Origin of the sequence: Stappia sp. (assembly GCF_048268045.1) — a bacterium.
GTDB lineage: Bacteria > Pseudomonadota > Alphaproteobacteria > Rhizobiales > Stappiaceae > Stappia.
The window spans coordinates 1-17097 of sequence record NZ_JBLWWG010000003.1; the positions used below are offsets into that span (position 1 = coordinate 1).

Annotated in this window: 17 protein-coding genes and 1 rRNA gene; 9 read left to right on the forward strand and 9 right to left on the reverse strand. The window is 66.9% G+C overall.

Annotated features, from left to right (window positions below):
- Positions 1-104, forward strand: a 5S ribosomal RNA gene (gene rrf, locus ACN0WF_RS05115); the annotation flags it as partial.
- A 588-nt stretch (positions 105-692) separates the two neighbouring features.
- Here the strand turns inward: rrf and ACN0WF_RS05120 are convergent.
- On the reverse strand, positions 693-1022 hold the full coding sequence (locus ACN0WF_RS05120; protein ID WP_417771719.1) for an L-rhamnose mutarotase: 330 nt from the start codon (positions 1020-1022) through the stop codon (positions 693-695).
- 143 nt (positions 1023-1165) lie between these two features.
- Between ACN0WF_RS05120 and ACN0WF_RS05125 the strand changes: the two genes are divergently transcribed.
- A complete protein-coding gene (locus ACN0WF_RS05125) occupies positions 1166-2677 on the forward strand; it encodes a UxaA family hydrolase (RefSeq protein ID WP_417771720.1) in 1512 nt (503 codons plus the stop codon).
- 21 nt (positions 2678-2698) lie between these two features.
- Here the strand turns inward: ACN0WF_RS05125 and ACN0WF_RS05130 are convergent, their stop codons facing one another.
- Both ACN0WF_RS05130 and ACN0WF_RS05135 read right to left on the reverse strand, forming a co-directional pair.
- Positions 2699-3715 carry an aldo/keto reductase gene (locus tag ACN0WF_RS05130; RefSeq protein ID WP_417771721.1) on the reverse strand — a complete coding sequence of 339 codons (1017 nt, stop codon included), beginning with the start codon at positions 3713-3715 and terminating at the stop codon, positions 2699-2701.
- Positions 3716-3755: 40 nt separating this feature from the next.
- On the reverse strand, positions 3756-4502 hold the full coding sequence (locus tag ACN0WF_RS05135; RefSeq protein WP_417771722.1) for a GntR family transcriptional regulator: 747 nt from the start codon (positions 4500-4502) through the stop codon (positions 3756-3758).
- Positions 4503-4701: 199 nt separating this feature from the next.
- Here ACN0WF_RS05135 and ACN0WF_RS05140 point away from each other — a divergent pair, with 199 nt between their 5' ends.
- The 5 genes from ACN0WF_RS05140 to ACN0WF_RS05160 all read left to right on the forward strand — a co-directional run bounded on the left by ACN0WF_RS05140 (position 4702) and on the right by ACN0WF_RS05160 (position 10107).
- Positions 4702-5553 carry an amidohydrolase family protein gene (locus tag ACN0WF_RS05140; RefSeq protein WP_417771723.1) on the forward strand — a complete coding sequence of 284 codons (852 nt, stop codon included), beginning with the start codon at positions 4702-4704 and terminating at the stop codon, positions 5551-5553.
- Between the two features lie 134 nt (positions 5554-5687).
- Positions 5688-7187 carry a sugar ABC transporter ATP-binding protein gene (locus tag ACN0WF_RS05145; RefSeq protein WP_417771724.1) on the forward strand — a complete coding sequence of 500 codons (1500 nt, stop codon included), beginning with the start codon at positions 5688-5690 and terminating at the stop codon, positions 7185-7187.
- Positions 7184-8182 carry an ABC transporter permease gene (locus ACN0WF_RS05150; protein ID WP_417771725.1) on the forward strand — a complete coding sequence of 333 codons (999 nt, stop codon included), beginning with the start codon at positions 7184-7186 and terminating at the stop codon, positions 8180-8182. Before ACN0WF_RS05145 ends, ACN0WF_RS05150 begins: the two co-directional genes overlap by 4 nt.
- The gene (locus ACN0WF_RS05155; RefSeq protein ID WP_417771726.1) at positions 8179-9144 is read left to right on the forward strand and encodes an ABC transporter permease; all 966 of its coding nucleotides are present in this window, start codon (positions 8179-8181) and stop codon (positions 9142-9144) included. The genes ACN0WF_RS05150 and ACN0WF_RS05155 overlap by 4 nt, the downstream gene beginning before the upstream one ends.
- 27 nt (positions 9145-9171) lie before the next feature.
- Positions 9172-10107: a sugar ABC transporter substrate-binding protein gene (locus tag ACN0WF_RS05160; protein WP_417771727.1), complete on the forward strand. Its 936-nt coding sequence runs from the start codon at positions 9172-9174 to the stop codon at positions 10105-10107.
- Between the two features lie 88 nt (positions 10108-10195).
- Here the strand turns inward: ACN0WF_RS05160 and ACN0WF_RS05165 are convergent, their stop codons facing one another.
- Positions 10196-11326 carry a diaminopropionate ammonia-lyase gene (locus tag ACN0WF_RS05165; protein WP_417771728.1) on the reverse strand — a complete coding sequence of 377 codons (1131 nt, stop codon included), beginning with the start codon at positions 11324-11326 and terminating at the stop codon, positions 10196-10198.
- Between the two features lie 3 nt (positions 11327-11329).
- A complete protein-coding gene (locus ACN0WF_RS05170; protein WP_417771729.1) occupies positions 11330-12496 on the reverse strand; it encodes a M20 aminoacylase family protein in 1167 nt (388 codons plus the stop codon).
- Between the two features lie 108 nt (positions 12497-12604).
- On the opposite strand from ACN0WF_RS05170, the gene ACN0WF_RS05175 reads away from it, so the two are divergent.
- Positions 12605-13090 (forward strand): Lrp/AsnC family transcriptional regulator, encoded by a 486-nt coding sequence (locus ACN0WF_RS05175; RefSeq protein ID WP_417771730.1) that lies wholly within the window; start codon positions 12605-12607, stop codon positions 13088-13090.
- Here ACN0WF_RS05175 and ACN0WF_RS05180 read toward each other — a convergent pair.
- Both ACN0WF_RS05180 and ACN0WF_RS05185 read right to left on the reverse strand, forming a co-directional pair.
- On the reverse strand, positions 13087-13773 hold the full coding sequence (locus ACN0WF_RS05180; RefSeq protein WP_417771731.1) for a 3-oxoacid CoA-transferase subunit B: 687 nt from the start codon (positions 13771-13773) through the stop codon (positions 13087-13089). The genes ACN0WF_RS05175 and ACN0WF_RS05180 overlap by 4 nt on opposite strands.
- Entirely contained in the window at positions 13770-14525 is a 756-nt protein-coding gene (locus tag ACN0WF_RS05185) for a 3-oxoacid CoA-transferase subunit A (protein WP_417771732.1), read from the reverse strand. Before ACN0WF_RS05185 ends, ACN0WF_RS05180 begins: the two co-directional genes overlap by 4 nt.
- Before the next feature lie 128 nt (positions 14526-14653).
- Between ACN0WF_RS05185 and ACN0WF_RS05190 the strand changes: the two genes are divergently transcribed.
- Positions 14654-15412: an IclR family transcriptional regulator domain-containing protein gene (locus ACN0WF_RS05190; RefSeq protein WP_417771733.1), complete on the forward strand. Its 759-nt coding sequence runs from the start codon at positions 14654-14656 to the stop codon at positions 15410-15412.
- 43 nt (positions 15413-15455) lie between these two features.
- Here ACN0WF_RS05190 and ACN0WF_RS05195 read toward each other — a convergent pair whose 3' ends face one another.
- Both ACN0WF_RS05195 and ACN0WF_RS05200 read right to left on the reverse strand, forming a co-directional pair.
- On the reverse strand, positions 15456-16211 hold the full coding sequence (locus tag ACN0WF_RS05195; RefSeq protein ID WP_417771734.1) for an SDR family NAD(P)-dependent oxidoreductase: 756 nt from the start codon (positions 16209-16211) through the stop codon (positions 15456-15458).
- Positions 16204-17088: a polysaccharide deacetylase family protein gene (locus ACN0WF_RS05200; protein ID WP_417771735.1), complete on the reverse strand. Its 885-nt coding sequence runs from the start codon at positions 17086-17088 to the stop codon at positions 16204-16206. Before ACN0WF_RS05200 ends, ACN0WF_RS05195 begins: the two co-directional genes overlap by 8 nt.
- Between the last annotated feature and the right edge of the window lie 9 nt (positions 17089-17097).

The window sequence follows — 17097 nt, forward strand, 5'->3', positions numbered from 1 at the left end:
GGCGGGGAACCAAACACCCGATCCCATCCCGAACTCGGAAGTGAAACGCCCCAGCGCCAATGGTACTGCGTCTTAAGACGTGGGAGAGTCGGTCGCCGCCAGGCCCGCAAAACGCAATCGAATGTCTATGAAAACGATAACCACTCATATCCAAGCCGCCTCTCTCGAGGCGGCTTTTTGCGTTTCTGCGCCCGCTCCTTCGCCCCAGCCGACGCAAGGATGACGCTGCCCCTCGGCCGAACCTAGCGGCAGCGAACGATTCGCCAGGGCGCAAGCGAGAGGTCGATGGACGGCAGCCGGCCAACACACCGACCGTCGCCGGAAATAGACCTCCACCGCATCTCCAGAATCAGTCCCCCCATAAGCCTCGGCCGACGAGCCCGCGGGAAGCCACCAGGAAAACCGGCTCGGCCATCACGTCCGCCCGACCCGCATCCCTGTGCGAATCGCAAACGCAAAACACCCGCCACGCCCAGAATGAGACCCGGAAGGCCAAGCGGAAGAAGACAAAACCCGGAAAACAAAAGGCAAAATGACCGCACACTCAACGGGATGGGCGGTAGGACGAACGACATGGTCGGCGCGGTGATCTTCCTCGCCTCGAATGCTGGCAGCTGCGCGAGCGGAGAGGCTTTCTTTCTGGCTGGCGGCTATCGAGCCCCCCGGGGCTCAGGCGCAGAGCGCCGCCCTGCCTACGGATGGTGGAACACTGGCTCCATCGCGGCCCACCATTCTCCGTTCTTGCGGGTGGCGAACGGTGTCTGCAGCGGATCGCAGATCTTCCACCAATCCTGCATCGCCGGGTTTTCCGCCATGCTGGCCATGTCCGCCTCGAAGTCGTCGCCGGTGTATTCCCAATAGGCGAAGAGCAGGTTGTCCGGCTCCTTCAGGAAGATCGTGTAGTTGCGGATGTTGGCGCGTGTGATCGCGTCGAGAACATGCGGCCAGACCGCTGCGTGCAGCTCCTTGTAGCGCAAGACGGCGTCCGGCTTCAGCCCGATGCAAAGACCCATTCTCGTCATTTCGCTCCAGTCCCCCTCACGTCGGCGAGATCGCCACGGACCGTGGCCGTCCTTGACCGAGTTTTATTGTTATATTAGTATTCATCAATGATGCCGGAATGCAAGCCGGCCCCTCCCATCTCCGGCGAGATCATCAAGGCTCCATGGCGCGCTTCCTCAAACTTACCGATGCCGACAACATCGTCGTGGCGATCGAGACCCTGAACCCTGGGGACGTGGCGGATGGTGTCATCGCCACTGCGCGCGTTCCGCGCGGCCACAAGATGGCCGTCGCTCCGCTCGCCAAGGACGACGCGGTCGTCAAATACGGCCAGGTGATCGGCTTCGCTCGGGACGCGATCGCCGCCGGCGACTGGGTGCATGAACACAATGTCTATCTGCACGCGTTCGACCGGGATTACGCCTATGGCGCGGAGGCGCGCCCGACCGCGTTCGTCGCGCCGGCGCGGCGGCGGACGTTCCTGGGGTTCCCGCGCGCCAACGGCAAGGTCGGCACGCGCAACTACATCGCCGTCCTGACCTCGGTGAACTGCTCTGCCAGCGCCGCCCGCTTTATCGCCGAGGAAGTAACGCGCTCGGGCCTGCTTGCCGACTATCCGAACGTCGATGGCGTCATCCCGCTGGTGCACGGCACGGGTTGCGGTCTCGACATCAACGGCGAGGCCTATGAGCTGCTGAAGCGCACCCAATGGGGGTTCGCCACCAATCCCAACGTCGGGGGCGTGCTGATGGTCGGCCTCGGGTGCGAGGCGTTCCAGATTCCGCGCTGGATGGATGCCTATGGCATCACGGAAGATACCACCTTCCGTACGCTGACGATCCAGGAAATCGGCGGCACCCGCAAGACGGTGGAGGCCGGCGTCAGGGCTATTGCCGAGATGCTGCCGGTCGTCAACGAGGCAAGCCGCCGCGAGACCCCGGCCTCGGAACTGATGCTCGCGCTCCAGTGCGGCGGATCGGACGGATATTCCGGTATCACCGCCAACCCGGCGCTTGGCATCGCGGTGGATCTTCTCGTCGCCGAGGGCGGCACGGCGATCCTCTCGGAGACGCCGGAGATCTATGGCGCGGAACATCTGCTCATGCGCCGCGCTGAAAGCCGCGAGATCGGCGAGAAGCTTGCCGGCCGCATCCGCTGGTGGGAGGACTACACAGCCCGCCACGACATGGAGATGAACAACAATCCCTCGCCCGGCAACAAGGCGGGTGGTCTGACGACGATCCTGGAAAAGTCGCTCGGCGCTGCGGCCAAGGGCGGTTCGACCAATCTCACCGGCGTCTACGACTATGCCGAACCGGTGGACGTGCGCGGCCTCGTCTTCATGGATACGCCCGGTTACGATCCCGTTTCGGCGACCGGGCAGGTCGCCGGCGGGGCCAACATGCTCTGCTTCACCACCGGCCGCGGCTCCGCCTTCGGCTGCAAGCCGACGCCCTCGATCAAGCTTGCCTCGAACTCCTTCATCTACGAGCGAATGGAGGAGGACATGGACATCAATTGCGGCGACGTGCTCGACGGTGTGTCGCTTGCCGAAAAGGGCGAGGAGATCCTGTCGAAGATCCTTGCCGTCGCCTCAGGAGAGCGTACCAAGTCGGAGCAGCTCGGCTACGGCGACAGCGAGTTCGTGCCCTGGTCGGTCGGCGCGACGATGTGAGACGGGCAGACACCGCGCGGATCAGAGCGCGGCGTCGAGTGCATCCCATATTTCCGCGGGCAGGTCGCGCTCGAACCAGTCGACGCTGGTCGCCAGGTCCTGCGGGCTGCGCGTGCCGACGAGCACCGAGGCGACGGCGGGGTGGCGGAGCGGGAACTGCACCGCCGCAGCGCCAAGTGGTATGCCGTGGCGCTCGGCCACCTCGTGGAGCCTGTCCACCTGGCGCAGCACCTCCGTCGGCGCGTCGGCGTAGTTGAACTTCGTCTCGCCGCCCTTTTGCGCTGCCAGGATGCCGGAATTGTAGGCGCCGCCGATGACGATCGAGACGCCCCGCTGCCTGGCCCGCGCCAGAAGCGCCTCGCCGGAGCGGTCGAGCAGCGTGTAGCGGCCGGCGAGCAGGCAGCAGTCCAGATCAGCCTCCTCCATTGCTTCCTCGATGGCCCGGGTTTCGTTGACGCCCAGCCCGAAGCCCTTGATCAGACCCGCCGCGCGCAGCTCCTCGAGCGCCCGGAAGCCGCCCTTCGTCAGGTCGCCCCAATGTTTCTCATGGCGCTCCGCGTGGGTCACGCGGCCGATGTCGTGGACAAAAAGAATGTCGACCTCCGGCCGGCCGAGCCGCTGCTGGCTGTCGTCGAAGCTGCGCATCAGCCCATCATAGCTGTAGTCGAAGATCTCCTCGAAATTCAGCCCGTTGCGCCAGCCGGAATCGAAGGGATTGCGTGGCGCGGCCGGAGGCAGGTCGCGCCCGGGTCGCCGGCGCGCCATCAACCTGCCAACCTTGGTGCTGACGGTGGCTGTGGATGCCGTGTCGGCCTCCTCGCGCAGGAAATGGCCGAGAAGATGCTCGGCGCGCCCAAGGCCGTACATGGGGGCCGCGTCGAAATAGCGGATGCCCGCCTCCCAGGCGGCGCGCAGCGTGTCTTGCGCCTGGGAAAGTGGCGCCTCGCGGTAGAGGCCGCCGAAGGCCGCGCAGCCGAGCCCGAGGGCCGTCACCTCGATACCGGCCCGCTCGAGCCTGCGTCGTTCAGATACCTTCACGTCATCCCTCCCCGGGTCGTTTCGCCCCGCCGCTTCGCGCTCAGGCCGCCGGCTCGCTGGCCGGCCGGCCTGCGGGCTCCTTGTCGAGATAGGCGAGCGTGTTGCGCAAGGAGGTCTCCAGGTGTTCGCGCAACGCGTTCATCGATGCCTCCGGGTCGCCGCTTTCGAGCGCCTTCAGGATGGCGCGATGCTGGGCGATGGTTTCGCCGGCGGCGCCCGGCGTCGGCAAGGTGCGCAGCCGGCAACGGTCCATCTGCGCCTTGGAAACGTCGACCACCTTCCAGAGCATGGTGAGCCCGTTGACCTCGGCGATCATTCGGTGGAAATCGTCGTCGCGGGCGATTGCCTCGTCGTAGCGCTGGCGGGACACCGCCGTTTGCTGCGCGAGGATGATGTCTTCCAGATCCTGGATCTGCGCCGGTGCGATGACCGGCGCGGCGCGCTTGATGCTCTCCAGCTCCAGCGCGATGCGGATGATGTAGGCCTCCTCGACCTGCTTGCGGCTGATTTCCGAGACGAAGGTACCATGCTGGGCGAAGACCTCGATCAACCCCTCGTCGCTGACCTTCTTCACCGCCTCGCGCACCGGCGTGCGCGAGATGCCGAGCTTCGTGGCGATGTCGATCTCGTTGATCGGCGCGCCCGGCCCGATCCGGCCGGTGACGATGGCCTTGCGCACCAGCGCATAGACCTGGTCGCGCAGGGGAATGGCGCGGTTCAGCACCACCCCGTCCAGAAATTCCGCGAGCTTGTCCTTCTCGCCCGCGCGCGGCATTCTCGCTGCCATGCCATTCGACCCCGCTTTTGTCCGCAGCCGATCCGGCCGCGTGCCCGGAGTGTCGCGAAACGCGCCTGGCGTCAATGCGCCAACCTTCGCTCTCGACGCCCGGCAATTTATTATACTAGTGTAACAGGGGCCGACAAGCGATGCCTTCTCTTCTCGCAAGGGGAGCAGTCCGCTCCGTCGCGGGCACGGGAGGGGACCCATGACGCACCATCCTGTTGTTGACGCACATCATCATTTCTGGCGTGTCGCGCGCGGTGACTACCACTGGATGTCGCCGGAGATGGGTGCGCCGCTTTACAGGGACTACGGACCCGCCGACCTCGAACCGCTGCTGCGCAGGGCGGGTGTCGACGCGACGGTGGTGGTGCAGGCGGCGGCAAGCGAGGCGGAAACGCTCTACCTGCTCGACCTCGCCGAGGCGACGGACTTCGTCGCCGGTGTCGTCGGCTGGCTCGACATGGAGGATCCGCGCTTTGCCGAAAGGCTCGAAGCGTTCCGCACCCATGCGAAGTTCGTCGGCATCAGGCCCATGCTGCAGGATCTGGAGGATGATGCCTACATCCTGCGGCCCGCGGTTCTCGACAGCCTCGCCGTCCTGGCGCAGAGCAACATCGCCTTCGATATTCTCACTTATCCCCGCCACCTGCCGTATGTCGCGACCGCCCTGGAGCGGGTGCCCGATCTGCGGGCCGTCGTCGACCATCTCTCCAAGCCGGATATCGCTGGCGGGGGGATCGGCGGCTGGGCGCGGGACATTGCCCGCATCGCCGACTTCCCCAATGTCCACTGCAAGCTCTCTGGCATGATCACGGAGGCCGACGCGGGAGCCTGGCGGCCGTGCGACCTCGAGCCTTTCGTCGACCATGTCCTTGCCGTCTTCGGGCCCGAGCGCCTGCTCTACGGAAGTGACTGGCCGGTTTGCCTGCTCGCGGGCAGCTATGCCGAGGCGATGAATGCCCTGCGCAGCGTGCTGTGCGGCAAGCTTCCGGCGGCAGCGCTCGCCGACGTTTTCGGCCGCAATGCCGTGCGTTTCTATGGTCTGGAGCTGTGATCGTCCCGGGCGCGAAACTGGCGAATGCCATCAAGGGGGCATCGCTTGTCCTTACTATTATATTAGTGTAATAGGTAGGTGTCCGGTGGCATCCGGCCCTTGGAGGAGGGGCGGCCACGGGCGCGGAGGGGGACATGAGCGCATCGACCTGCGCCTTGCGCATGCGGGGCATCAGCAAGACCTTTCCCGGCGTGAAGGCGCTTTGCGACGTGACGCTCTCTGTCGACTACGGTCGGGTGCATGCGATCGTCGGCGAGAACGGCGCTGGCAAATCGACGCTGATGAAGATCCTGAGCGGCGCCTATCTTCCTTCTTCCGGCAGCACCGAAGTCAATGGCGTCGAGGTCAGGATGCGTCGGCCGGCCGACGCGCAACGCCTCGGCATCCGCATGGTGCATCAGGAGCTCAATCTCGTTCCCGATCTCACGGTCGCGGAGAATGTCTACCTCGGACGCATGCCGCGCCGCTGGGGCTTCGCCGACAGGGCGCGAATGATCCGCGACGTGGAGGTGGTCCTGAAGGAACTCGGGGCCTCCATCGATCCCGCCGCCCGCCTCGGCGATCTGTCCATCAGCCAGCAACAGCTCGTCGAGATCGCCAAGGCCTATGTGGCGGGGCCGCGCATCATCGTGCTCGACGAGCCGACCTCGAGCCTCAGCGAGCACGAGACCGCCGCGCTCTTTCGCATCCTGCGCAGGATGCGCGACCAGGGGCTGGCGATCATCTACATCAGCCACCGCCTCAAGGAGGTGCTGGAGATCGCCGATGACGTGACGATCCTGCGCGATGGCAACCTGATCGAGACCCGGCCGGCGGAGGGCATCAGTGCCTCCGAGATGATCCGTTGCATGGTCGGGCGCGAGGTCACGAATGTCTTTCCCAAGACGCCGTCGCGGATCGGCGCGCCCGTGCTTCGGGTCGAGGGGCTTGGCGACGGCTACAATTTTCGCGACATCGGCTTCGAGGTGCGCGCCGGTGAAATCCTGGGCCTCACGGGGCTTGTCGGTGCCGGGAGAACCGAACTGGCCCGCGCCATCTTCGGTCTCGCGCCGGTCACGGCCGGGCGGATCGAGATCGACGGCCGCGAGGTGCGCATCGGTTCGCCGGCGGCGGCCGTGCGCGCCGGCATCGGCTTTGTACCCGAGGACCGCAAGGCCGATGGCATCGTTCCCTCGATGAGCGTGCGCGAGAACATCAGCCTGCCGGTGCTTCGCAGGATGTCCCGCTTCGGCCGTGTCAGCCTTGGCCGCGACCGCGAGCTTGCCGCTCGCTTCGTCCGCGAGCTTTCCATCGCCCCGCCCGATCCCGAACGGCGCATCGACCTTCTTTCGGGCGGGAACCAGCAAAAGGCCGTCATCTCCCGATGGCTCTCGACCGGCCCAAAGGTGCTCATCCTCGACGAACCGACGCGCGGCGTCGACGTCGGCGCCAAGGCGGAGATCCACCGCATCGTCGGCGAACTCGTCGCCGGCGGCCTGGCGGTGGTGATGATCTCCTCCGAGCTTGCCGAGGTTCTGGGCGTCTGTGATCGCGTCGTTGTGATGCGTGACGGGCGGGCCTGCGCCCCGCTCGAGCGCGCGGAACTCTCCGAGGAACGCATCATGGCACTTGCCACGGGAGAAGAGGCCGCATGACGGATATCCCCGCACCCATGCAACGCAGCGCAGACGCCGAACGTTTCAGGGCCGAAGGCGCGCTGGCGGGTCTTCTGTCGCGCGGCGGGCTGGCGCTGGCCATTCTCGCGGTGCTTGTCTACGGCTGGATTGCTAGCCCGATGTTCCTGACGGCGGACAACCTGCTCAACGTGCTGATGTCGATGGCGATCATCGGCATCGTCGTCGTCGGCATGACGTTCGTGCTGGTCGTCGGCGGGCTCGCGGACCTCTCGGTCCCCGCCACCATCGCCTGCGGGGCGATCCTGTCGCTGGCGCTCCAGCCCGTGATCGGCCCGGTGCCGGCGTTTGGAGCGGCGATTGCGCTGGCTGGCGTCTGCGGACTGGTGAGCGGCATTCTCGTCGGCTACGTCGGCATCAACCCGATCATCGCGACGCTCGGCGTCGGCACCATCGTGCTCGGCATCGTCCAGTCCGCGGTCGGCGGCGTGATTGTCTATGGCGCAAATCCGGAGACCGCCGTCCTGCTGAAAAGCCGCGTGCTCGGCATTCCCTTCATTGTCCTCGTTTTTCTGGCCGTCGCCCTTCTGGGCCATTTCCTGCTCGCCCGCTCGTGGTGGGGCCGCTGGACCTTCGCAACCGGGGGTAACCTCTCCGCCGCCGAGGCCAGCGCCGTGCCGGTTCGGGCGGTGAGGGCGGGCGCCTTCGTCATCACCGGCCTGTGCTCCGGGCTGAGCGGCGCGCTGCTTGGCCTGACGCTTCAAAGTGCGCGTCCACTCGTTGGCACCGGCTACGAGTTCAGCGCCATCACGGCGGTGGTGGTCGGCGGCGTCTCGATCATGGGTGGGGCGGGCTCGGTGCCGCGGGCCATCGCCGGGCTGGTCTTCGTTCAGCTCCTGACCAACATCATGGTGCTTCAGGGGGTGCGTACGCCGGTGCAGGGGCTGGTTCTCGGCTTGCTGATCGCCGGCGCCGTGGCGCTCGACATGGCGCTGCGCCGGCGGGGAGGCGCATGATGAAACCGCTTGCCCGGATCGTGCGCTACCGCGTTGCCCTCATTCTCGGCCTGACGCTTCTCGCCGCCGTCCTGTTCGTGCCCGGGTTCGTCAAGGTGACGACGCTCAGCCTCGGTCTCGACCGGGGTTCGACCATCGGCATCATCGCCATCGGCATGACCGTGCTGCTGATCGCCCGCCAGATCGACCTCTCGGTCGGCTCGACCTTCGCGCTGGCGGGCATCGTCGCCATCGGGCTTCAGCCCGTCGTCGGCATCTGGCCGGCGGCGGGGCTGGGCGTTCTCGCCGGCGCTTTGGCGGGAGCGATCAACGGCATCCTCGTCGTTGGCATGCGGATCAACGCACTGGTGGCGACGCTTGCGACCATGCTGATCTTCCGCTCCGCCGCCCACTGGCTGACCGACAGTCAGCCCTTGCCGGGCACGGACATCATGCTGTCGGTCTCCCTGTCACAGATCTTCCTCGATGTGTTCACCCTGCGCAGCGCCCTTTTCGTCGGCGCCATCCTGTTGCTTCAGGTCTGGCTGACGCACACGGTCGCCGGGCGCAATCTCTTCGCCGTCGGCTCAAACGCCGCCGCCGCCGAGGCGAGCGGCATCTCTCCGGGTCGTACCGTGTTTCTTGCCTTCGTCTTCGCTGGAATGCTGGCCGGCGTCGCCGGCGTTTTGCAGAGCCTGATCACCAACACCGGCTCGCCGGTCTTCGGCTCGGAGCTGCTCGTCACCGTCATCGCTGCGGTCGTCGTCGGCGGCACCCGCATCGAGGGTGGGCGCGGGTCGGCGCTGGGCACGCTGGGAGGCGTGCTTACCATCGCTTCGATGACGACGGCGATGGAGTTTCAGTCGGTGCCCGCCTACGTCCAGCAGGTCGTCGCCGGCGTCATTCTGATCGTGCTCGTCGTGCTCGACCGCACCGTGCGGCCCGGGCCGCGCAGCCATGCTGCGGCGGGCGCCTCTGGTTGATTGCCTGTCTTTGGGAGGAGAAAGAACATGCGCATGAGAAAATCAGGACTTCTGGCAGGGGCGCTGATGCTGGTGGCAAGCGTCGGCGTGGCCGAGGCGAAGAGCGTCTGCTACGTGACGGCGGCGGACGCCCACGCCTATGCCACGCCGGCAAACGAGGCGCTGGCTGCCCGGGCCAGGGAACTCGGCCTCGAGGTCATCACGCTTAGCCAGAATTTCGACGTGCAGACGGGCACCGAGCAGATCGGCACCTGCATCGCACGCGGCGTCGACGGCATCATCCTGTGGCCGCTCGATCCGCAGGCCTATATCCCCGGTCTTGCCCGGGCGCAGCAGGCGGAAATTCCCTCGATCCTGATCAACTCGCCGATGAGCGAGCAGGCCAATGCCTTCATCAAGTCGTTCACCGGCCCCGACGTCTACGAGGAGGGCGAGATGGCGGCCGATGCGCTCAACGGCGCACTGGGCGGCAAGGGCTCCGTCGTCGTCATCGCGGGGCAGGCCGGCAACGGCACGACCATCGGTCGCGTTGGTGGCTTCGTCGACCGGCTTGCCGAGATCGGCAGCAAAATCGAGGTTCTCGACACGGTCAACGCCGACTTCGATCAGCAGAAGGCGCTCGTCGTCAGCCGCGACCTCATCACCCGCTTCGGCGACCGCATCCATGGCGTCTATGCCAATGACGACACGATGGCGCGCGGCTTCATCGACGCGTGGAAGGAAGCGAACCCGGGCGAGGCGACGCCGCCGATTGTCGGCATCAACGGCCAGAAGGACGCCTTCGCCTCGATCAAGTCCGGCGAGATGTACGCGACCATCGTTCAGTCACCGGTCGAGGACGGCAGGCTTGCCATCGAGACCATGGCGGCGATCCTGGACGGCAAGGAAGTCAAGGCGCGCCTGCCGATCCCGCTGACGGTCGTCACCAGCGAGAATGTCGACAGCGTCGAACCGGCATTCTGAGCCCTTGCGCCGAAGGGCATGGGACAAATAAGCATCGGGCCTGGTCATGCGACCGGGCCCGATGCCGTTCTGCCGGCCCTCGGGCGACCTAGGTCGCACATTCGGTGAGCAGGACGACGACCTTCGCATTCTCGCCGAGGTCGAGCGCGGCCCTCAGGTCCGGATCGCCGCAGGCGCGGCAAAGTCCCGCCAGGCCGGCCGCCCCCGAAGGGCCGACGCTGATTGCCTGCGTGCCCGCCGCGAGCTGGCTCATCGCCGCGCGGGTCTCTCCGTCGGAGATCGACAGATAGTTCGACGCGAGGTTTGCGACCGTCGGCCAGGCGCCGGCGGCGGGCTTCAGGCAGTCGAGGCGGGTCATGATGGTTTCCCCGTCCGTCGCGATCTCGCTCAGCCGTCCGGCCCGCGCGCTCGCCGCGAGACAGGCAGCGCTCTCCGGCTCGACCACGACGAAGCGCGGCAGCGCCGTCGCACCATGGCGGGTTCGCCAGTAGCCCATGACCCCGGCGGCAAGCCCGCCGACGCCGGCCTGCACGAACACATGTGTCGGCGCTTCGCCAGCGGCCTCGAGCGCGTCGATGATTTCCCTGGCCAGCACGCTGTAGCCCTGCATGACGAACTGGCTCGCCTCGAACCCCGGCTCGCCTTCCTCGGCGATGTCGGGCACGGCGAGCACGCCGTCGCGTCGGCCAGCCTTGGCGGCTTCGGCGACTGCCGTCTCGTAGCTGCCGTTGATGCGAACGACCTCGGCGCCAAGGGTGGCGATTGCCCGCTCAACCTCCGTCCCGACTGCCGAATGGATGAGGATCCGGGCTTTCGCTCCGGCAAGCCGTGCCCCGGCGGCGACCGAGAGACCGTGATTTCCCGCCGATGCCGTGGTGACGGTAAGCCGGCTTGCTATCTCGCGGACCTCCGTGTCGCGGCCGATCTCGGCGGGCTCGACGCAGCGGCCGAGGGTGCTTTCCGCCGCCCGGTGGACGAGACGGATCACAGCATAGGCACCGCCAAGCGCCTTGAAGCTGCCAAGACCCATGCGCGCGGTCTCGTCCTTGAGGAAGAGCGCACCGAGGCCAAGGGCTGAGGCGAGATCCGGCCGGTGGCGCAGCGGCGTTGCGGCAAGGCCCATCGTCGGACCGAGGAAACGGGCGACCTCCTCCGGAGCGCCGGGCGCGCACCACCAGGGGCGGGGCGACGAGGAGGTGGAAAGGGAAGCGGCATCCATTGGTCAGTCTCCGAGCCGCTGGCGCACCAGCGTGGTGAAATAGGCGATGCCGGCGGCGAGCGCGGCATCGTTGAAATCATAATGGGCGCTGTGCAGCGGCATGCCGTGGGCACCCTGGGTGCCATTGCCGAGATAGGCGAAATTCCCGGGTCGATGTTGCAGGAACAGGCCGAAGTCCTCCGCCCCCATCATCGGCACCGGATCCGGGTCGACGGCCTCGGCCCCGAGCGCGGCGTGCGCAGCCGCCAAGGCGTGGCCGGTCTCGGCCGGATGGTTCACGGTCGGGGCGAACTCATGGGTGTAGCTCATCTCGATGTCGGCTCCGAAGGCCGCGGCCACGCCCTGCGATATCTGCCGCATCTCGCGTTCGATCAGCGCCTGCATCGCTGGGGTGAAGCTGCGAGTATCGCCTTTCAGTGTCACCGTCTCGGGCAGCACGTTGCGTGTTCCGTCGCTGAGGATCTCGGTGATCGAGACGACCGCGTTGTCGAGTGGATCGGCACGACGCGAGACGATCGCCTGCAGCGCCAGCGTCACATGGGCGGCGATGACGATCGGGTCGTTGGAGACATGCGGTCGCGCCGCGTGGCCGCCGCGCCCGGTGAGGCGAATCTCGAAATTGTCTTCCGAGGCCATCAGCGCGCCGGGCCGCGTCGCGAACTGCCCGGTCTCGAGGCCCGGCAGGTTGTGCAGGCCGTAGATCTCGTCGAAGGGAAAGCGCTCGAGCAGCCCGTCGTCGAGCATCGCCCGCGCGCCGCGTCCGTGTTCCTCCGCCGGCTGGAACAGGAAGACGGCGGTGCCGGAAAAGCCCGCCTCGCGGGAAAGCGCGCGCGCCGCGCCGAGCAGGATCGCGGTATGCCCGTCATGGCCGCAGGCGTGCATGGTTCCGTGATTGCGCGAGGCGTGCGGCAGGTTGGTCTTCTCCGTGATCCTCAGCGCGTCCATGTCGGCGCGCAGGCAGATGCTGCCCGTGCCCTCGCCACGCCGCAGCAGCCCGACGACGCCGGTGCCGCCGATGCCCTCGTGGACGTCGAGGCCGAACGCGCGCAGCCTCGCGGCGATAAAGCGGGCCGTCTCGTGCTCCTCGAATCCGAATTCCGGATGGGCGTGCAGGTGCCGCCGCCAGTCCGTCGCCTCTTCGGCCACTCCCTGCCAGAGCGTTGCGTTCATCGCGTTTTCCCATGGTCCGTTGCCTTGTCACAGGGAAGACTGGATTGAGCGCTGGATTTCTGCAAATTCTGAAAGAAAACGCCGAAATCAGGAGAAGGAACGCAGGCCATGGCCGGATCGGCGCGAAAATCGGTGAAGCTCGACGATCACGACATTGCACTCCTGAACCTCGTCCAGGAGAACAACCTGCTGACGGCGGAGCAGATGGCGGCGCGGGTGAGCCTCTCGCCTTCCGCGTGCCAGCGGCGGCTCCGCAAGCTGCGGGACGCGGGCGTCATTCGCGCCGATGTGGCGCTGCTCGATCCGGCGGCCGTCGGTCCCAGCGTCACCACCATTGTGCATGTGTCGCTGGAGCGCGAACGTCTCGACCTGCTCGAGGCCTTTCGTGCCGAGCTCTCCGCCCGCCCGGAAGTCACCCAGTGCTATTATGTCACCGGTGACGCCGATTTTGTCCTCGTCGTCGTGACCCCGGACATGGAGGCCTATGGCGCCTTTACCGAGCGCGCCTTCTTCGCCAATGCAAATGTACGGTCCTTCCAGACCTACACGGTGATGAAGACCGTGAAGGCGACGATGAAGGTTCCCCTCTCCTAGGCTCCTGCTTCCTCGTTCATGTCCGGCGCGACAAGATCGCCGACCGGCCCGTCGAGATGAAGCCTTGCCCCGGTCTGCGCCTGAAGCGCCTCCAGCGACAGGCCGGCTGGTTTCTCGCGCAGCACGAAGCGCCCGTCCGCAATGTCGATGACGGCGAGGCTGGTGTAGACGCGGGTGACGCAGGCAACGCCGGTCAGCGGAAAGCTGCAGCGTTCAACCAGCTTGGGCTGGCCGTCCTTGGTGACGTGTTCGGTGATCACCGCCACGCGCCTTGCGCCGTGAACCAGGTCCATCGCCCCGCCGACCGCCGGCACGCCCTTCGTGCCGACGCGCCAGTTGGCGAGATCGCCGGTTTCCGCCACCTGGTAGGCGCCGAGGATCGCCACGTCGAGGTGACCGCCGCGCACCATGGCGAAACTGTCGGCGTGGTGGAATAAGGCGGCTCCCGGTTTCAGTGTGATCGCCTTCTTGCCGGCATTGATCAGGTCCCAGTCCTCCTCGCCCGCCGGAGGCGCCTTGCCGAAGCCGAGAACGCCGTTTTCGGTGTGGAAGATCGCTTCTCTCCCCTCGGGCTGAAAGCGGGCAACCAGTTCGGGAAAGCCGATGCCGAGGTTGACATAGGCGCCGTCGGCAATGTCCTGGGCCGCGCGCCAGGCGATCTGCGCGTTTGTCAGCTTGGTCATGCCGTGCCCTCCCGGGGGGACACGACCGAGCCCCGGTGGGCGACACCGGCGCGGATCAGCGCTTCCTCCTGCGCCGGGTCGGCCACCTCGACAACCGCGTCGACGAAGATGCCAGGGGTGACAACCGCTTCCGGGTCGATGCCGCCGGCCGGCACGATGTGGCGTGCCTGCACGATCGTGCGTGCCGCTGCCATTGCCATCAGCGGGTTGAAGTTCCGCGCCGCCAGCCGGTAGACGAGATTGCCGAGCGGGTCGGCGCGTTCGGCCTTCAGCAGCGCGAAATCTGCCTTCAACCAGCGTTCCTGCACATACATGCGCCCGTCGAATTTACCCGTCGGCTTACCCTCGGCAAGCTCCGTTCCGTAGGACGCCGGCGTGTAGAAGGCCGGAATGCCGGCGCCGCCGGCGCGAATGCGTTCGGCGAGCGTGCCCTGCGGCACCAGTTCCAGCTCGATCTCGCCGGCAAGGTATTTCTGGGTGAAGGCGCGCGGCTCGCTCGAGCGCGGGAAGGAGCAGACCATCCGCCGCACCATGCCGGCATCTATCATCGCGGCGATGCCGACCCGGCCGTTACCGGCATTGTTGTTGATGACGGTGAGGTCCCCTGGCGCTCCGGTGTCCAGATAGCGGTCGATCAGAGCGTGGATCAGCTCGATCGGCGCGCCGGAGCCGCCGAAGCCGCCGATCATCACCGATGCACCGGTTCCGATCCGGGAAACCGCCTCATGGGCGGTCGCGATGGTCTTGTCCATGACATCTCTCCCCCGCAGGCGCGCTGGGCACCCGCATGTCGTCGCAAGCCTGCGGTACCCCGGCTGCGGGTGCAATGGCTGGCGTGCGGATCTTGACACTTGTTCGGATTGTGGAACTTGCTGTTCGCATGTTGAACAAGACCGACACCATCGCCTCGCTCGCCAAGGGGCTTCGGGTGCTTGCCTGCTTCGGCGCCGAAACGCCGCGCCTGGCCATCGCCGATGTGGCGGAGGCGACCGGCCTCGACCGGGCGACGGCGCGCCGCTGTCTCCTCACGCTCCATGCGGAAGGCTATGCCGACTACGATGGCAAGTATTTCGCGTTGACGCCCAGGGCGTTGCGCCTCGGCATGGGCGCGCTTGCGGCGCTGCCCCTGCCGCAGATCGTCCAGCCCTGGCTCGACCAGCTTTGCGAGCGCATCGGCCAGTCCTGTTCGGTGTCGATCCTGGACGAGACGGAGATCGTCTATGTGGCGCGGGCGGCGCAGAAGCGGGTCATGTCGATCGGCCTGATGCCGGGCTCGCGGCTGCCAGCCCATTGCACCTCGATGGGCCGGGTGTTGCTTGCCGCGCGTCCCGAGGACGAGGCGCTGGAGCTTGTCGAGCGCTCGGACCTGACGCCGCGCACGCCGGCGAGCCTGACTGATCCGTCGGAGATCCTGGCGCGCGTTGCGCAGGTGCGCGCCATTGGCCATGCGCTGATCGATCAGGAGGTCGAGCTCGGTTTGCGTTCGATCGCCGTGCCGCTCTTCGACATGCGCGGGCGCGTGATTGCCGCGCTCAACACCGGCGTTGCGGCGGTGCATGCGGAGCCGGAGGATCTCGTCCGCCTCTACCTTCCGGCGCTGCTCAAGGTTCAGGAAGGGCTGCGCCGGGTCCTGCGCTGAGAGCGGCACGACCCGGCGCATGCGGCGACCCGGGGGGAACAGGTCACCGTATCCACTGCATCCCGTCGATGGAGATGTCCTGCCCGGTGAGGAAGTTGGGCTCCGCCGTCGCCAGGAAGGTGACGACGCTGGCCACGTCCTCGGGCGTGCCGACGCGCTTCAGCGCGATGCCGGCGGCAAGCTCGGCCTCGCGGGCCTCGATCATGGCGTTCGAGCGCTCGGTCTTGATCACGCCCGGACAGATCGCGTTGACCGCGATCTCCGGACCCAACTCCTTTGCCAGCGCCCGGGTCATGCCGAGGACGCCGGCCTTGGCGGCGGTGTAGGAGAACTTGCTCACCGCGCTGGTGACGCCGCCGGTATGGGCGTTCATCGACGACATGTTGATGATGCGGCCGCCGCCGTTTCTGCGCATCACCGGAACCACCGGCTGGATGTAGTTGAACGCACCCTTGAGATTGATGGCGATGGTGTCGTCGAACTCGTTCTCCGAGATCTCTGTTATGCCTTTCGGCATTGGCCGCCCGGCGTTGTTGAAGAGCACGTCGATCCGGCCCCAGGCTGCATCCACCTGGCGCACCACGTCGGCGGCGCGGGCGTGGTCGCGCACGTCCGCCACGAAGGTGAGCGCGCAGCGCGACAGGGCGCGGATTTCGGCCTCGGTGCGCTTGAGGTCATCCTCCAGCAGATCGACCAGCGCGATGTCGAAGCCGGCCCTGGCCAGGTCGAGCGCGCAGGCGCGGCCGATGCCGCGCCCGCCGCCGGTGACAAGCGCGAGCCTGCGCCCCGCCTCACTCACCGCCGTTCTCCTTGGCGAAGCGGGCGACGTCGGCGTGGGTCGCGAACCACACGTCGTCATGGCCCTGGATGTGCCGGATAAGCTCCTCAAGCACGAAGATGCGCGAGCGGTAGCCGGTGACATGCGGGTGCATGGTCAGCAGGAACAGCCCGCCTTCCTCATGGGCGCGGTCGAACTCGCGGCGGAAGATGTCAAGCACGGCCGTCGGCGGCGTGTAGGGGCGCAGCGCCGTGAAGCGGTTCATGTTGAAATAGACCGCGTCATCGCGGATCCACTCGACCGGCAGCTCGACGATGCCCGTCGGCTCTCCGTCCTCGACAAGCTCGTAAGGGTCGTCATCGGCCATCAGCGAGGAATCGTAGAGCAGCCCCAGCTCGCGTTCGATGCCGAGGGTCGCATCCGAGAAGTCCCAGGACGGCGTGCGCATGCCGACGGGGCGGATGCCGGTGACGGCCTCCAGCGTGTCGGCGGCGCGCAGATGCAGCTCGCGCTCGTTCTCCGGCGGCACCTGCGTGTTGACCTCGTGGATCCAGCCGTGCAGGCCGATCTCGTGACCCGCGCCGACCACGCGCTTCTGCTCGTCGGGATAGAGCAGGGCGACGACAGCCGGCACGAAGAAGGTGGCCGGCACACCGGCGTCCTCCAGCACCTTCAGGATGCGCGGCACGCCGACGCGGTTTCCGTACTGGCCTTGCGACATGCGGCCGATGGAGGTGCCGCCGTCGCGCAGCTCATTGGTCTCATGATCGCTGTCGAAGGACAGCGCCACGGCGCAGCGCGCGCCATCCTTCCACGCCTTCGGCTTCAGCGAGCGGCCCGCGCGCACCTTCTCGACCCGGCCGCGCCAGGTCGCTTCGTCCCATTCCCACGGCTCCATGGCCCGCAT

Bases quoted from the DNA above. Each gene is read 5' to 3' on its own strand.
- ACN0WF_RS05120 (WP_417771719.1), bottom strand. From the start codon at position 1,022: ATGACGAGAATGGGTCTTTGCATCGGGCTGAAGCCGGACGCCGTCTTG.
- ACN0WF_RS05125 (WP_417771720.1), top strand. From the start codon at position 1,166: ATGGCGCGCTTCCTCAAACTTACCGATGCCGACAACATCGTCGTGGCG.
- ACN0WF_RS05135 (WP_417771722.1), bottom strand. From the start codon at position 4,502: ATGGCAGCGAGAATGCCGCGCGCGGGCGAGAAGGACAAGCTCGCGGAA.
- ACN0WF_RS05140 (WP_417771723.1), top strand. From the start codon at position 4,702: ATGACGCACCATCCTGTTGTTGACGCACATCATCATTTCTGGCGTGTC.
- ACN0WF_RS05145 (WP_417771724.1), top strand. From the start codon at position 5,688: ATGAGCGCATCGACCTGCGCCTTGCGCATGCGGGGCATCAGCAAGACC.
- ACN0WF_RS05150 (WP_417771725.1), top strand. From the start codon at position 7,184: ATGACGGATATCCCCGCACCCATGCAACGCAGCGCAGACGCCGAACGT.
- ACN0WF_RS05155 (WP_417771726.1), top strand. From the start codon at position 8,179: ATGATGAAACCGCTTGCCCGGATCGTGCGCTACCGCGTTGCCCTCATT.
- ACN0WF_RS05160 (WP_417771727.1), top strand. From the start codon at position 9,172: ATGCGCATGAGAAAATCAGGACTTCTGGCAGGGGCGCTGATGCTGGTG.
- ACN0WF_RS05165 (WP_417771728.1), bottom strand. From the start codon at position 11,326: ATGGATGCCGCTTCCCTTTCCACCTCCTCGTCGCCCCGCCCCTGGTGG.
- ACN0WF_RS05170 (WP_417771729.1), bottom strand. From the start codon at position 12,496: ATGAACGCAACGCTCTGGCAGGGAGTGGCCGAAGAGGCGACGGACTGG.
- ACN0WF_RS05175 (WP_417771730.1), top strand. From the start codon at position 12,605: ATGGCCGGATCGGCGCGAAAATCGGTGAAGCTCGACGATCACGACATT.
- ACN0WF_RS05180 (WP_417771731.1), bottom strand. From the start codon at position 13,773: ATGACCAAGCTGACAAACGCGCAGATCGCCTGGCGCGCGGCCCAGGAC.
- ACN0WF_RS05185 (WP_417771732.1), bottom strand. From the start codon at position 14,525: ATGGACAAGACCATCGCGACCGCCCATGAGGCGGTTTCCCGGATCGGA.
- ACN0WF_RS05190 (WP_417771733.1), top strand. From the start codon at position 14,654: ATGTTGAACAAGACCGACACCATCGCCTCGCTCGCCAAGGGGCTTCGG.
- ACN0WF_RS05200 (WP_417771735.1), bottom strand. From the start codon at position 17,088: ATGGAGCCGTGGGAATGGGACGAAGCGACCTGGCGCGGCCGGGTCGAG.